18 protein-coding genes and 1 pseudogene are annotated in these 13,956 nt (G+C 33.7%); all 19 read left to right on the plus strand.

Annotated elements, in window-relative coordinates; translation table 11 throughout:
* Positions 1-473 precede the first annotated feature (473 nt).
* Complete coding sequence (locus P163_RS03630) at positions 474-734, plus strand: helix-turn-helix domain-containing protein (RefSeq protein WP_034887659.1); 261 nt, start codon at positions 474-476, stop codon at positions 732-734.
* Positions 735-1,352: 618 nt separating this feature from the next.
* The gene (locus tag P163_RS03635; protein WP_009780794.1) at positions 1,353-1,724 is read left to right on the plus strand and encodes an ArsR/SmtB family transcription factor; all 372 of its coding nucleotides are present in this window, start codon (positions 1,353-1,355) and stop codon (positions 1,722-1,724) included.
* 11 nt (positions 1,725-1,735) lie between these two features.
* Positions 1,736-2,332, plus strand: coding sequence for a mercuric transport protein MerTP (gene merTP, locus P163_RS03640; protein ID WP_009780795.1), 597 nt, complete (start codon positions 1,736-1,738; stop codon positions 2,330-2,332).
* Between the two features lie 11 nt (positions 2,333-2,343).
* Positions 2,344-2,694, plus strand: coding sequence for a heavy-metal-associated domain-containing protein (locus tag P163_RS03645; protein ID WP_009780796.1), 351 nt, complete (start codon positions 2,344-2,346; stop codon positions 2,692-2,694).
* 87 nt (positions 2,695-2,781) lie between these two features.
* Complete coding sequence (locus tag P163_RS03650) at positions 2,782-3,009, plus strand: hypothetical protein (RefSeq protein ID WP_028375391.1); 228 nt, start codon at positions 2,782-2,784, stop codon at positions 3,007-3,009.
* Positions 3,010-3,031: 22 nt separating this feature from the next.
* Positions 3,032-3,433, plus strand: a complete 402-nt coding sequence (locus tag P163_RS03655) for a hypothetical protein (RefSeq protein WP_156100643.1) — start codon at positions 3,032-3,034, stop codon at positions 3,431-3,433.
* Between the two features lie 20 nt (positions 3,434-3,453).
* Positions 3,454-4,422 (plus strand): hypothetical protein, encoded by a 969-nt coding sequence (locus P163_RS03660; protein WP_034887665.1) that lies wholly within the window; start codon positions 3,454-3,456, stop codon positions 4,420-4,422.
* 117 nt (positions 4,423-4,539) lie between these two features.
* Positions 4,540-5,169, plus strand: a complete 630-nt coding sequence (locus P163_RS03665; protein ID WP_051931089.1) for a DUF2652 domain-containing protein — start codon at positions 4,540-4,542, stop codon at positions 5,167-5,169.
* Positions 5,170-5,229: 60 nt separating this feature from the next.
* On the plus strand, positions 5,230-5,838 hold the full coding sequence (gene merB, locus P163_RS03670; protein ID WP_026775753.1) for an organomercurial lyase: 609 nt from the start codon (positions 5,230-5,232) through the stop codon (positions 5,836-5,838).
* A 153-nt stretch (positions 5,839-5,991) separates the two neighbouring features.
* A complete protein-coding gene (gene merB, locus P163_RS03675; RefSeq protein WP_026775753.1) occupies positions 5,992-6,600 on the plus strand; it encodes an organomercurial lyase in 609 nt (202 codons plus the stop codon).
* A 52-nt stretch (positions 6,601-6,652) separates the two neighbouring features.
* Positions 6,653-8,386 (plus strand): mercury(II) reductase, encoded by a 1,734-nt coding sequence (gene merA, locus P163_RS03680; RefSeq protein ID WP_051931091.1) that lies wholly within the window; start codon positions 6,653-6,655, stop codon positions 8,384-8,386.
* A 342-nt stretch (positions 8,387-8,728) separates the two neighbouring features.
* Positions 8,729-9,118, plus strand: a complete 390-nt coding sequence (locus tag P163_RS03685) for an IS630 transposase-related protein (RefSeq protein ID WP_034886817.1) — start codon at positions 8,729-8,731, stop codon at positions 9,116-9,118.
* A complete protein-coding gene (locus tag P163_RS03690) occupies positions 9,115-9,981 on the plus strand; it encodes an IS3 family transposase (protein ID WP_081891282.1) in 867 nt (288 codons plus the stop codon). Before P163_RS03685 ends, P163_RS03690 begins: the two co-directional genes overlap by 4 nt.
* 67 nt (positions 9,982-10,048) lie before the next feature.
* Positions 10,049-10,882, plus strand: a complete 834-nt coding sequence (locus P163_RS03695; RefSeq protein WP_034887809.1) for a helix-turn-helix domain-containing protein — start codon at positions 10,049-10,051, stop codon at positions 10,880-10,882.
* A gap of 96 nt (positions 10,883-10,978) precedes the next feature.
* The gene (locus tag P163_RS03700) at positions 10,979-11,548 is read left to right on the plus strand and encodes a YceI family protein (protein ID WP_034887811.1); all 570 of its coding nucleotides are present in this window, start codon (positions 10,979-10,981) and stop codon (positions 11,546-11,548) included.
* 41 nt (positions 11,549-11,589) lie between these two features.
* Positions 11,590-12,114: a YceI family protein gene (locus P163_RS03705; RefSeq protein ID WP_034887668.1), complete on the plus strand. Its 525-nt coding sequence runs from the start codon at positions 11,590-11,592 to the stop codon at positions 12,112-12,114.
* A gap of 3 nt (positions 12,115-12,117) precedes the next feature.
* Entirely contained in the window at positions 12,118-12,963 is an 846-nt protein-coding gene (locus tag P163_RS03710; protein ID WP_034887670.1) for an SDR family oxidoreductase, read from the plus strand.
* Positions 12,964-13,226: 263 nt separating this feature from the next.
* Positions 13,227-13,610 carry a siderophore-interacting protein gene (locus tag P163_RS03715; protein ID WP_034887672.1) on the plus strand — a complete coding sequence of 128 codons (384 nt, stop codon included), beginning with the start codon at positions 13,227-13,229 and terminating at the stop codon, positions 13,608-13,610.
* A gap of 17 nt (positions 13,611-13,627) precedes the next feature.
* Positions 13,628-13,956, plus strand: a pseudogene (locus P163_RS03720) (dioxygenase); the annotation flags it as partial.

Below are 13,956 nucleotides of genomic sequence, written 5' to 3' on the forward strand. Positions count from 1 at the left end.
GAATAACTGAGCAAGCCGTTTCACGAGAGTTTTATTTGATTTTTACCCGTCCCGCAACGAGTTTGTATTAGACATGATTTTTGTCACAAATTCCAGTAATTAGGATTTGGGACTGCGAGACTTTATAAGAATTTGAAGGAAATTGCTTTGAAAATAAGAGGAGAAATATATGCCTGTTTTAAAAAATAAAAAGGGCGTTAAAGCTCAACTTATGCCATCAAGGTACTGGTATACCGTGCAACGATAAGAGAGCCCACGCCCGGGTCGTGAGCATCCTTGCTTATCATCTCGTTGCATAAATTACCAGTTTTTGACGGCGAGATTCAAAGCGAATGCTTCTAATTTTTTACTTTAAGAAGTTTCGCAAATATAATAATATCAGGTAAATATAATAAAATAATTCTTTATGGTGATATATCACCGTAAAAATTTCACACTTAATTACCATATTAACTGCTAAATCAATATTTACGATGGATAGCAAAGAGGTTTTGGAATTATATATGAAAGAATTTTCAGAAAATTTAAATAAACTTAGAGCAAAAAAATTTAATACTTTAAATAAAGTTGGAACTAATTCTTCCTTTGATCCCAGCAACTATAATAAATATGAAAAAGGAAAAGGTAATCCCACAATAGAAACCATATTAAAAATGGCAAGTTTATTAGAAATAGAGCCTAAGGAGTTATTTAATTTTGAATTTGATATCAAAAAACATAAAGTTGAAATGTAATTTTGTTGTAATTAAAATTTTAAGTCAGATTGCTATTGATCAATTACTCACCTGAAATAAAACTTATTTTAATTAAACTTAATTCCTTTTTACATCCTATTTGGTCTCTACAAAAATCTTATTTAAAGTGTATATCTGCTATGTGATTTTAAACTAAAAATGAAAATTGTCCCTTATTGAATGCTAGATAGTACTGCTCTTGAGTTAAAATTAGATTGAACCCATATAAAGTTTTATTATATTTCTTTAAAGTCTATTAAATTAATCATTTTTATTAATTCTTTAAGGGCAATTATTTAATAAAGAAAAAAATGAACATTTCCACAGTCTTATTAATTACTCCTTCTAAAAATGATGAAAACTTGCGCTTATCCCGGAAAATTCTGGAATAAATAAGTATATTGTTATGGATATAACTAGTTACCCACAAGCTGAAAACCAGCCGCATATTTTAGCACTTTCGGTTTTTCCCAACACATAAATCCAACGCTCTAAAAACCAAAAGAGCTAAAACTTTCCCAAAATTCGTAATTATGTATTTAAGTATTTGCTTAAATACATAATTAATTATATGTTTGTACAACAAAGCAAATAACTTTAATAAAAATATATACACAAATGAAATTAGAAATAACCTGTACAAGAGCGGAAGCCAACCATAAGCAGTTACAAAACTGTATGGAGGCATTGGATAATATGGAAGGGAGTTTTCAAAAAATGACAAAACTTTTATCAATTGCAGGAAGCGATGTAAGATTGAGAATTCTTTATTTATTGAATTTAGAAAATGAACTATGTCCTTGTGATTTAGCTGATATACTAAAAATGAGTGTTCCTGCGATCTCACAACATATACGTAAAATCAAAGATGCAGGAATAATCAATTCAAGACGAGATGGTCAAACACTTTATTATTCATTAAATAAAGATGAAACAGAGATATTTATTAGCATTTTTAAATCTATCGAATTAATTAGAAAAACAGCATAATTTATAAAGAAATGAAAACAGAAAAAACATCAAAAAATGCAGCATACACAGGTTTATTTGCTGCTGTAGCAGCATCATCTTGTTGCATACCACCTGTTATAGCATTAATAGCTGGCGTTGGAGGAAGTGCATCTGCACTATCTTGGATGGAACCTTTTAGACCCTATTTAATAGGTTTAGCTGTAATAGCTATTGGCTATGCTTGGTATGCTTACTTAAAACCCAAAAAAGCCGATGACTGTTGCGAAGTTGATGCAAAACCAAAATGGTATCAAACCAAAGGCTTTTTAATAGGCATTACATTGTTTGCAGCTATTTCAATTAGCTTTCCTTATTATTCTCATATATTTTATCCAGATAACAAAAAAGAGGTTATTGTCGTAAATCAATCAGACATTCAAACTGTAAATTTTGATGTAAAAGGTATGACTTGCGCTTCTTGTGAAGAACACGTTAAGCACGCTGTTAACGAATTAGAAGGTATTGTTAATGTAGCTGCTTCTTATGAGAAAGCTAATGCCGAAGTGGAGTTTGACAATACAAAAACATCTAAAGAAGATATAGAAAAAGCTATAAATTCAACGGGTTATAAAGTTATTAATAAATAAAAATAAATCTTATGAAAAAATTATTAGTTATATCAGGATTATTCCTTTTATTATTTTCATTTAATGCACAAGCACAATCGTGTTGTTTGCCGAAAAATGACAAAAAGGTAGAGAAAGCCAATATCAATATGCAAGAAACTAAAACAGTTACTTTAAAAGTTACAGGCATGACTTGTATGTCTTGTTCAAACCATGTAATGAAGGCTTTAGAAAAAGTAGAGGGAGTTATAGAACCGTTGGTCGAGTATAAAGAGGATAGAGCGGTTGTGACTTTCAATCCAAAGTTAACTACAGTAGAAGCCATTATTGAAGCCATTAATAAAACACCTTATAAGGCAAGTTTGATGGAGCCAAAAAGCTAGGGAAACTAAAGTCGCAAAAAAAGTTGGGGTATAATACCTCAATTTTTTTCAAACTGTATTTAAGTATTTAATTAAATAATTGTTCTAATGAAACAGTCAAAGAAGGAAGTTTTCAATCCGGACCACTTGGATTGTTGCATAGAGATTGGCGATTGCGAATTGCAAAATCCGCCACAGGAACTGATAGATAAACTAATTGGACAGCCTATTAGTGATTGTAAGAAAATTATTGAAGAGTTTCTTAAACCTAAAGAAAAATTAGTTATAAAATTTAAAAAGAAAATAGGTTTTGAAACCAAAAATGATAATAGATAATGTTAATCTAAATCTAAAAATCATGAAAAAATTAATAATCTTATTCGTAGTCATAACGTTAGTATCAGCTTTCACTGTTGGTTGTACAATTTATGATGACGAACAGATTCAAGAACAAGCTATTGATGAAAATGGAAATGATAACGGGGATGATAACCCAAACTCAACAATTGAATATACAAGCTTAATAGCAGATGAAACAACCTTACCTACTGGGGAGAGTACACTTATTACAGCAACTGCTACAGGAGAAGGACTTGAGTATTATTGGTCTGCCAGCCTTGGTGATATTGTTGGTAGCGGTGAGCAAATAACTTATACAGCTGCATTTTGTTGTGAAGGGAGTAATACCATAACATGTTCTATTAGAGATAATCTGAATACTTGGAAGCACAAATCAGTGACTATTGAAGTTAGTTTTTAGTGACTATTACAGTTAATTAAATGAAGAAATTAATTTTTATACTTATAAGTTTATTGTTTATGTACCAAAGTGTCAATGCTCAATGTTGTTCTGCAGGAATACCAGTTGGAGGGAGCACAAATATTGGGATACTTGAAAAGAATAATTTTCGTTTCACTTCTTTTTTTAGTTATAGTGAATCTGCTGGGTATTGGTCTGGTAGCGATAAGTCTATATTTAATCTTGTAAAAAGAGCAAGCTATCAATACGTTGGAACTATTTTGTCTTATGGCTTATTTAATAAGCTCACAGTGGAAACAGAATTTGGGTATTATTTAGATAAATCTCAAATATATGATTTCGAATCTGATGTAAACATCAAAAACCAAGGTATTAGCAATGGTATAATTTCTGCAAAGTATAATGTTTTAGCAAATTTAAACAATCCTTTTGAGTGGACTGTTTCATCAGGTGTTAAGTTCCCTTTTATTTTAGATTATGCAAGAGAAAACAATGTAGTATTGCCAAGGGATGTTCAAACATCATCACATGCAATGGGAATTATTGGTCAATCTTTTTTATACAAAGGCTATCCTATTAATGGCATTCAATTATTCTTAATTAATAGAATAGAGATTAATTACAAAGATTATAAAGATTATAAATTTGGACCCGCATTGATTTCAGCATTCTTTTTCTCTTATAATTTGGAACAATCCAATTATACGGGAATTGCCCAGATAAGACACGAATTTAGAGGAAAAGATGCTTTTGAAGACACAAAGCTCGATGCCACAGGAGGTCATTTGGTTTTCCTGTCACCACAGTTAAATTACTCTACAAATAAATGGAATTTTTCGTTGCTTGTAGACATCCCAGTTTATAGATATTATAACGGAACACAACTGGGAAATACGGCTTCTGCATCGTTTTACGTTACAAAAAATTTCGACTTGGCTTCTAACAAAGCCGAATTGCCATTTTTAAACAATAATACTGCTAAAAATTAATTTGAATAGAGGCAAATAAACGATGGTTAAGAATTGAAGCTTATGTAGCCAGTCTTTTAATTAAACTATATCGGTATAGTCATTTAACTTTTAAATAAATTAAAACATTTCGCCAAAATGGAAGTTTGTCACACAAGTAAACAGTCTCTAATTCTTATTCCGGACATCAGCGGATTCACAAAGTATGTTGCTTCGTGTAATATAGAACATAGCCAAGATAAAATTGCATTGCTGTTGGAATCCTTATTGGAAAACAATTCCCTGAAATTTAAAATTTCTGAAATTGAAGGTGATGCTATATTATTTTACAGTTATGATTTTCCATTTTCCGCAGCGGAAATAATTAGTCAATGTCAATTGATGTTCGACAAATTTCATCAAAGAATAGATGAATTTAAACGATCGAAATGTATGTGTGAGTCTTGCCAAAATCTATATAACCTTTCACTAAAATTTGTGCTTCATTTTGGACAACTTGGCTCTGTAATGGTAAAAGACTATTGTAAACTCTTTGGTAAAGATTTAATAATAGCACATCGGCTTCTTAAAAACAAAATTAGCTCAAATGAGTACATACTTTTCACGGAAAATTTTAGCAATCAATTTCCACTTATAGGCACTCATCTTGATAACCATACGGAATTGGTCAACGACATTTTCAATTTAGAAGACATCGGTGATATTGGTATTACTTATTTCGATTTGAAGGCATTAAGTTTAAAGAACAGACAAGGTACGACTTGTTAAAATGATCAGCATTTTCTTCGTGCGGAAAATGAAATAAACATAATCTAAATTATATACAAAATGAAAACAGCAAAGCAATATTTGGGCAAACAATTAAACACCATGTTATCTGAAATTCAACTTGATGATAATAATTTTATCGTGAATGTCCAAAGGGAATTACTTAAAGGCAATCCACTGCCAAAAACAACATTTTATGCACTTATCGATGCAACTAAAGAGAAAGCTGATTCACTGTTGGAATTATTAGGAGAGCTAAATGAAAATAACCAAATTACAGCCTTTTCTGGTTTGTCGATTACACCTACCAACCACAAGTTTATAGTGCAAGGCAAAACACTTTATACTTGGTGTGCATTAGACGCTATATTGTTTACCGAATGGCTGGATGTTTCGTCCCAAATTATATCTCAAGACCCAATTGACAATTCTATAATTGAGTTGAATATTGAATGCGATCATTTGATATCATCTAATCCATATCCAATATTTCTCTCTTTGATTGAAAAAATGGACTCTTGCAATATCAGAGGTTCCTTTTGCAATCACGTCTTTTTTTTTGCAAGCGAACAAACCGCAAAACAATGGCTTGACAGCAATGTAAATGGCAAGATATTAACCATGGAAGATTTATTTGAATCGAATAAAATTGGCTTAAAATGTTGTTAAAAATAATCACCTATATTTATTAAGCACCACATAAAAACAAATTTCGATTTGAAGGCATTAAGTTTAAAGAACAGACAAGGTACGACTTGTTAAAATGATCAGCATTTTCTTCGTGCGGAAAATGAAATAAACATAATCTAAATTATATACAAAATGAAAACAGCAAAGCAATATTTGGGCAAACAATTAAACACCATGTTATCTGAAATTCAACTTGATGATAATAATTTTATCGTGAATGTCCAAAGGGAATTACTTAAAGGCAATCCACTGCCAAAAACAACATTTTATGCACTTATCGATGCAACTAAAGAGAAAGCTGATTCACTGTTGGAATTATTAGGAGAGCTAAATGAAAATAACCAAATTACAGCCTTTTCTGGTTTGTCGATTACACCTACCAACCACAAGTTTATAGTGCAAGGCAAAACACTTTATACTTGGTGTGCATTAGACGCTATATTGTTTACCGAATGGCTGGATGTTTCGTCCCAAATTATATCTCAAGACCCAATTGACAATTCTATAATTGAGTTGAATATTGAATGCGATCATTTGATATCATCTAATCCATATCCAATATTTCTCTCTTTGATTGAAAAAATGGACTCTTGCAATATCAGAGGTTCCTTTTGCAATCACGTCTTTTTTTTTGCAAGCGAACAAACCGCAAAACAATGGCTTGACAGCAATGTAAATGGCAAGATATTAACCATGGAAGATTTATTTGAATCGAATAAAATTGGCTTAAAATGTTGTTAAAAATAATCACCTATATTTATTAAGCACCACATAAAAACAAATCATTTTTAATATGAAGAATTTATTTAAAAAGAAAAACGAGTTATCTCAAAAAACAGAAACTGTTTCATTACAGATAGAAGGAATGACCTGTAGTGGCTGTTCATTACATATCGAAAAGGATATCAATAAAAAAGATGGTATTCTAATCAGTTCTGTGAACCACGAAACTGGTAAAGGAGAATTTACTTTTGATACTGCCAAGTTGAATAAAGAGGAATTGATTAACGCTGTAAATAGCATTGGTAAGTATACGGTTGTTAAAGGCAATGAAAAAGAGGATTGTTGTGATTCAATTTCGGATAGCACGACAGATAAAGCGTCCAACAAAGGAAAAAATCAATTCGATTTAATTGTTATTGGTGGTGGTTCTGCGGCATTTTCCGCAGCCATAAAGGCCGAAAGTTTAGGACTCACAACACTAATGGTTAATGGTGGTTTAGATTTTGGTGGCACTTGTGTTAATGTAGGTTGTGTACCTTCTAAAAATCTAATTCGAGCTGCCGAAACAGCTTACCACGCTACACATTCTAATTTTGCAGGAATAAAACCAAAAGGCGTTGACATTGATTTCGCACAAGTTATCAAGGATAAAAAAGCTTTAGTTGCTGCATTACAACAACAAAAATATATGGATGTGGTCAGTGATTTTAAAGGCTTGACCATGCTCAAGGGATGGGCAGAGTTTGTGGATACTAAAACCATTCTTGTAGATGGAAAAGACAAGTTCACTGCAACCAATATTATAATAGCCACGGGAGCAACCACCAACATACCTAATATCGAAGGATTAAATGAAGTTGGGTATTTAACTAATGTGTCTTTGTTCGATTTAGAAGAAAAACCAGAAAGCCTAACCATTATGGGCGCAGGTTACATAGGGTTGGAAATGGCAATGGCATATAATCGTTTAGGAGTAAAAGTACGTATCATAGAATTTACCGATAGGCCTTTACGAAGTCAAACCGAAGACATTACTGATGTTTTAGTTGAACAAATGAAAAGTGAAGGGATTGAAATTCTTCCAAATTTTAGAGCTTTTAAATTTGAAAAAGAGGGCAACGATACTATTATTCATTGTAACTGTCCTGATGGTTCTACAACACAAATTGTTGAAAAAGGACATATTGTTGTTGCTACAGGAACCACGCCAAACACGTCTAAATTAGGTCTAAAAAAAATAGACCTAAAATTATCAGAAAGAGGGCATATTGTGGTTAATGAAAAAATGGAAACTAATATTTCCAATATTTATGCAGCTGGTGATGTCACTAATACACCGCCATTTGTGTATACAGCAGCAACCGAAGGCAGTACAGCCGTTAATAATGCATTTTCATTATCAAAACAAAGTGTAGATTATGCATCATTACCATGGGTAGTATTTACAGACCCTCAAATTGCGGGAGCAGGTATGGATGAAATTGAAGCTGAATCAAGAGGCATTCCTTTTGAAGTATCAAAATTAGATCTAACACATGTACCAAGAGCTTTAGCTGCACAAGATACCAGAGGATTTATAAAGTTGATTCGTAATACGGAAACGGATAAATTAATTGGAGCAAGAGTAATAGCACCAGAAGGTGGTGAACTCATCCAACAATTAAGTATGGCTATTAAATTTGGAATTACAGTAAAAGATTTGGCTGAAAGTTTTTATCCATACTTGACTTTGGGAGAAGCTGTTAAACTGGCAGCCATTACTTTTGGTAAGGATGTTTCTAAATTGAGTTGTTGTGCAAGTTAATCCCTACTAAAAGCCATACACATTTGCAATTCGCTCAAAGCCACCACGCCATCAAAAATTGCAAAAGAGTATGTCTTGCCAACGCTCAATCCGAACATTTAAGAAAATATCGGAATTGAAAAGCAGAACGGAATAAAGCCAGTGGGTAACAACGTATATAAAAAATAGCAGTTAAGAGCTAAACTAAAAGTTTGGTTCTTTTCTGCTATCTTTGTTTTCAACTGAAAAATGGCACATACAAATCTGCTACTTTTCATATACAAGACCGTTAGCTGCAACCTAAAAAAATGTACTTTCCTGAAATAGGTTGACTAAAAATTAAACCTTTTAGCACTATACCTAATGAAAGAACAAAATGAACACTGTCGAAAAACTTCCTACAAAAAAGTAGGGTATGATCTTAAGCTAGTTATTATTGATCAGATCCAAAATGCACAAATCTCTATCAATCATGCTTCCGATAAATATCAGGTTTCCAGAGCTTCCATCTATTACTGGTTGAAAAAATACAGTACTTTAGAACAAAAGAAACAAGGGATGAGCAAGAAAGATGAGATCAAGAAACTCAAAGAAAAAATAGAGGAATTAGAGTTTGTAAAAGACTTCCAACAAGACATTATTGCTGACATGGAACTCATTACCGGAGTTGATATGTCAAAAAAGTCATTGCCCAAAACATTAGCAGACGAGATCGAAAAAAAGAAGCAAAACCGTTTAAAAGAAAATGGTTGATCCAATGTTTTGGGGTTTCCAAACAAGCTTTTTATAAGCGCTTAAAATCTCATCAGAACAGGCAAACAGAGCAACAGCTAATTATTCGACTCATCAAAGAGTATCGGAGTCAGTATGGACTGCGTACCGGTGGAATTAAACTGTATCAGGAATTAAAGGCTGATATGGACAGACTCGGTATTAAAATAGGAAGGGATAAATTCTATCGAGTAATGCGAATGAATAACCTGCTCGTTCCTAAATTAAAGCGGTTCCATATCACAACCGATTCAAAACACCGGTTCTTTAAATACAAAAACCTCGTAAAAGACAAAGTTCCCACCAGGCCGGAACAACTTTGGGTAAGCGATATTACCTATATTAAAACGCAGAACGGACACAGTTACTTGGCATTAGTCACAGACGCCTATTCTAAGCAAATTATGGGTTATAAATTGGCAAGCCATATGAAGACATCACTTTGCATCGATGCGCTTAAAATGGCCATTAAAAACAGGAAATACAAGAATCAGAAACTCATTCATCATTCAGATCGTGGAATTCAGTATTGCAATCCCCAATACACCAGCTTTGCTGAGGAAAACGGAATACAAATGAGCATGACCGAGAAATACGATCCGTATGAGAACGCCGTGGCTGAGAGAATCAACAGAACGCTTAAATATGAATACGATTTAAAACGAACTATAAAAAATACTAACTTAGCGAAGAAGATGGTCAAAAGGGCTGTTGAGATTTACAACAACAAAAGACCTCATTTTAGTCTCAAATTGAACACCCCTAACTTTGTTCATTTGAATAGAAATGTAGACTATCATTCCTACAAAAGGAACAAACAAAATTTAGAACTATTGACCATTTAAACTGTTGAAAATTGAATCAAAAATGGTCAACCTATTTCAGTATAATACAAAACGAACAACTTATCAGATGAACAAACTATTCCACATATTCAGAGTTGACGAAGAAGAAGCAAAAAAGATTTCTGGACAACCTGACGAACCCCACAATCACGAGTTTGAAGAGTTATTAATTGGCATTGAAGGTGAATTGGAGCATTTCATTGATTTTAACACTACCAAAATCCAATCTCCTTTTGTGAATTTCGTAACCAAAGGAAAAGTACACAGAGTAGTTCCAAAGCTACATAATGGCAAATGCGATATTTGGGCAATTCGTTTTAAAAGCGAATTTATTCCAGAAACCACATTTCAACTCTATTCGTTTTATCACACTCAAGCAAATTTAGAACTTGAAAAAGGACATTGTTTTCAGAGACTGGTTACCCTTTGTGAGATGATTTATGCCGAAACACAACAAGACACAACAGACCTTTCCATAATAAGGCAACTATTGGGTGTCCTGTTCACGATGATAGAAGCCGAACGAAAAAAGTTAGAACCACAAGACGAGCCTATTCAAAAAACGCAACATATATCCTTCGGAAACTTCCTGACGATTCTTGAAGAAAATTACCGAAGACCATTTGGTGTGGAATTCTATGCGGAAAAACTTTTTATGTCGTCAAGGAATTTGAACATCATCTGCCAAAATATTTTAGCACAGAGTGTTTCAGAAATAATCGAAACCCGAAAATTAATTGAAGCTAAAAACCTATTGATCTCTACAGAAAAAACCATATCTGAAATAGCTTATGAATTGGGCTACAATGAGAATTCTTATTTTTCTAACGTCTTTAAAAAAAAGGCAGGTCAATCGCCAGGTAAGTTCCGTGAAGAGATGAAAAATAGGTTAATTTCCTAAATCTACACTCCTCTTACCGAAAAGTGTAATTTGCTTCATCGTAAGTGCTACTATCTTTGTAAACAAATATTATTAACAATTAAATTTTATATGATTATGAAAAAAGTACTGATTTTATTAGCAATTACATTTTTGAATGTAAACGTATTCGCACAAGCAAACTGGAAGGTAGACCCTTACCATTCGTCCTTAAATTTCAATATTTCACATTCCGGAATTAGTATCGTGAATGGGAAATTTATGGAATATACCGGAAACCTTACTACAAATGGGGAAGCTTTAGAAGGGGCAAATGTTGATTTTACTGTTAAAGTAACAAGTATCAATACCAATGTAGAAGACAGGGACAACCACTTGAGAAGTGCTGATTTTTTTGAAGTTGAAAAATATCCAGAAATGACTTTTAAAAGCACGAAAATCTTAGCTACTGGAAAACCTGATCAGTATTTATTATATGGCGACCTAACCATAAAAGATGTAACCAAACCCGTGATTTTTGATGTGTACTATGGCGGAACTGCCAAAAGTGACCAGGGCGAAAAATTAGGATTGAAAGCCAAAACCACCATTAACAGATTTGACTACAATATTAATTATGATCCTACCGCAGCAGGTATTGGCAAAGATGTAAACATAGTGGTGCACTTACAGTTTGCCAAGCAGTAATACGTTTAAAAATTATCCAATAACATTAAAAATATAAGAAAATGGAAACAACAAAATGGGCAATAGACCCAACACACAGCGAAATTACATTTAAAGTAAAACACCTGATGATTTCTAACGTAAAAGGAGAATTTAAAACCTTTCAAGGAACCATAGATGGCGAAGATTTTACAAAAGCAACCATTTCGGCAAACATTGATGCAAGTTCTATATCAACGAACAATGATGATCGAGACACGCATCTAAAAAGCCCCGACTTCTTTGAAGTTGAAAAATATCCGGAAATTACATTTGTGAGCAAATCCATTAAAAAAGTAGATGATGATGAATACCAATTAGTAGGTGACCTTACAATTAAAGGTACTATAAAAGAAATCACACTAGATACCGAGTTTGGAGGTTATATGAAAGACCCTTACGGAAACGAGAAAGCAGGTTTTTCCATAAATGGTAAACTGAACCGAAAAGACTTTGGCCTTAATTGGAATGCCGCCCTGGAAGCCGGAGGTGTAATGGTTGGAAATGAGATAAAAATTAATGCAGAAGTTCAATTTGTAAAACAATAAGTCATGAAAATAGGAATAACAGGTGCTACAGGCCAACTGGGCCAATTAGTAGTACAAAAGCTAAAAGACAAGAATCCCGATGCCAAATTAGTGGCACTCGTGCGAAATCCCGATAAGGCAAAACCTTTAGGTATAGAGGCCAAAGCTTTCGATTATGAACAACCAGAAGCTTTACCAAAGGCTTTAGAGGACATAGATCGTTTGGTTTTTATATCGGGAAGCGAGATAGGTAAACGTGAAACCCAACATAAAAATGTAATCAATGCGGCAAAACAAGCTCAAGTTAAGCAAATTGCCTACACCAGCTTGCTGCACGCCGATACGTCGTCAATGATATTAGCTCCAGAACACCTTGCTACCGAAAAAATGCTGCAAGACTCGGGCATTCCGCACACGATTTTACGTAATGGATGGTACACCGAAAATTATACTGCGGGATTAAAGCAAGCAGTAGAGCAAGGTGCTATAATTGGTAGTGCGGGAGATGGAAAAATTTCATCAGCAACACGTGAAGACTATGCCGAAGCTATAGCCGAAACCATCATAAACGATGACCATACAGGCAAAACGTATGAATTGGCTGGTGATCAAACCTTCACCATGCAGGATTTGGCTGCCGAAGTGAGCAAACAAACGGGTAAAAACATCGAATTTGTGAACCTTCCAGAAGCAGAATATGCACAAAAGCTACAGGAAATTGGATTACCTGAAGGGATGGCCAAAGCGTTTGCGAGTTTAGATTATAGCGCTTCTAAAAACGATTTGCATGATGAAAGTGGCGAACTCGCCCGTTTAATTAACCGTCCCACTACTTCTTTATCACAGGCGGTTAAAACTGGATTGAATTAAATTTTAAAATTACGGCAATAGAAACATAGAATCTATTGCCGGTTTTATTCTTTATTCAACACAATTGGTTATTAGAATACGAATAGATTATTAATTGATCCTAGTCCACTATTGCAACGCTATAATTATTGCAACGCTATAATAGGTCTGAAGAAGTGGTCAATACGGTTTGTTAAATAGCCAGTCCAATTTCTTCAGCTACCAATGGCGAAATATTGCAGATGAAAGGAGGTATTATTGATATTGTAATATAAATATAGAAGATGAAGGTTATTCCAGGACATACATGTCGTGTAATTAAGAAAACTCAACTAACAAAAAATATGCTGCGCATAGATTTTGAAATTTCGCAATCTAATTCGGCTATTGTATTCAAACCAGGTTGCTATGTAAAGTTACACCTCCCTGTGGCCAACCGAAAAAAGCCTAAAGTGCGCACTTATACTTTAAAAAATTACGATGAGGTCAATAAAATTCTCACTATAGATTTTGCATTGCACCAACCCGCCGGCATAGCAACAAACTGGGCAATGTGTGCTTGGGCTATTGAACTGAACGCTTTATTCTTGTTTGGCGCTGTGGGGCTAATTTTTACGGGAGCAGGAAAATATTCAATTGATTATCGGTTGGGTAAAAAAACGGCCTAATCTAATTTTTGCAGCAAATGAATAGAAAGCAATTTTTAAAATCAATAGCTTTATTGCCCTTAATACCTTACAGTATGACATTAAAAGATTTAAACAAAATGACCTCAACAATGAGTAACACAGGTAAAATGCCTGTGCTTTTCTTAGGTCACGGCAGCCCTATGAATGCCATTGAAGAAAACGAATTTGTTTCGGCATTCAGAAAATTAGGTCAAGAAATTATAAGACCAAATGCGATTCTTTGTATTTCAGCACATTGGGAAACTAAAGGAACATTTGTAACAGCAATGCAAAATCCACCAACCATTCACGATTTTGGTGGTTTTCCACAAGCATTGTTTGACGT

The organism is Gillisia sp. Hel_I_29 (assembly GCF_000744275.1).
GTDB lineage: Bacteria > Bacteroidota > Bacteroidia > Flavobacteriales > Flavobacteriaceae > Gillisia.

Coding starts and splice junctions, on each gene's coding strand:
- P163_RS03630 (WP_034887659.1), top strand. CDS start 474: ATGGATAGCAAAGAGGTTTTGGAATTATATATGAAAGAATTTTCAGAA.
- P163_RS03635 (WP_009780794.1), top strand. CDS start 1,353: ATGAAATTAGAAATAACCTGTACAAGAGCGGAAGCCAACCATAAGCAG.
- merTP (WP_009780795.1), top strand. CDS start 1,736: ATGAAAACAGAAAAAACATCAAAAAATGCAGCATACACAGGTTTATTT.
- P163_RS03645 (WP_009780796.1), top strand. CDS start 2,344: ATGAAAAAATTATTAGTTATATCAGGATTATTCCTTTTATTATTTTCA.
- P163_RS03650 (WP_028375391.1), top strand. CDS start 2,782: ATGAAACAGTCAAAGAAGGAAGTTTTCAATCCGGACCACTTGGATTGT.
- P163_RS03655 (WP_156100643.1), top strand. CDS start 3,032: ATGAAAAAATTAATAATCTTATTCGTAGTCATAACGTTAGTATCAGCT.
- P163_RS03660 (WP_034887665.1), top strand. CDS start 3,454: ATGAAGAAATTAATTTTTATACTTATAAGTTTATTGTTTATGTACCAA.
- P163_RS03665 (WP_051931089.1), top strand. CDS start 4,540: ATGGAAGTTTGTCACACAAGTAAACAGTCTCTAATTCTTATTCCGGAC.
- merB (WP_026775753.1), top strand. CDS start 5,230: ATGAAAACAGCAAAGCAATATTTGGGCAAACAATTAAACACCATGTTA.
- merB (WP_026775753.1), top strand. CDS start 5,992: ATGAAAACAGCAAAGCAATATTTGGGCAAACAATTAAACACCATGTTA.
- merA (WP_051931091.1), top strand. CDS start 6,653: ATGAAGAATTTATTTAAAAAGAAAAACGAGTTATCTCAAAAAACAGAA.
- P163_RS03685 (WP_034886817.1), top strand. CDS start 8,729: ATGAAAGAACAAAATGAACACTGTCGAAAAACTTCCTACAAAAAAGTA.
- P163_RS03695 (WP_034887809.1), top strand. CDS start 10,049: ATGAACAAACTATTCCACATATTCAGAGTTGACGAAGAAGAAGCAAAA.
- P163_RS03700 (WP_034887811.1), top strand. CDS start 10,979: ATGAAAAAAGTACTGATTTTATTAGCAATTACATTTTTGAATGTAAAC.
- P163_RS03705 (WP_034887668.1), top strand. CDS start 11,590: ATGGAAACAACAAAATGGGCAATAGACCCAACACACAGCGAAATTACA.
- P163_RS03710 (WP_034887670.1), top strand. CDS start 12,118: ATGAAAATAGGAATAACAGGTGCTACAGGCCAACTGGGCCAATTAGTA.
- P163_RS03715 (WP_034887672.1), top strand. CDS start 13,227: ATGAAGGTTATTCCAGGACATACATGTCGTGTAATTAAGAAAACTCAA.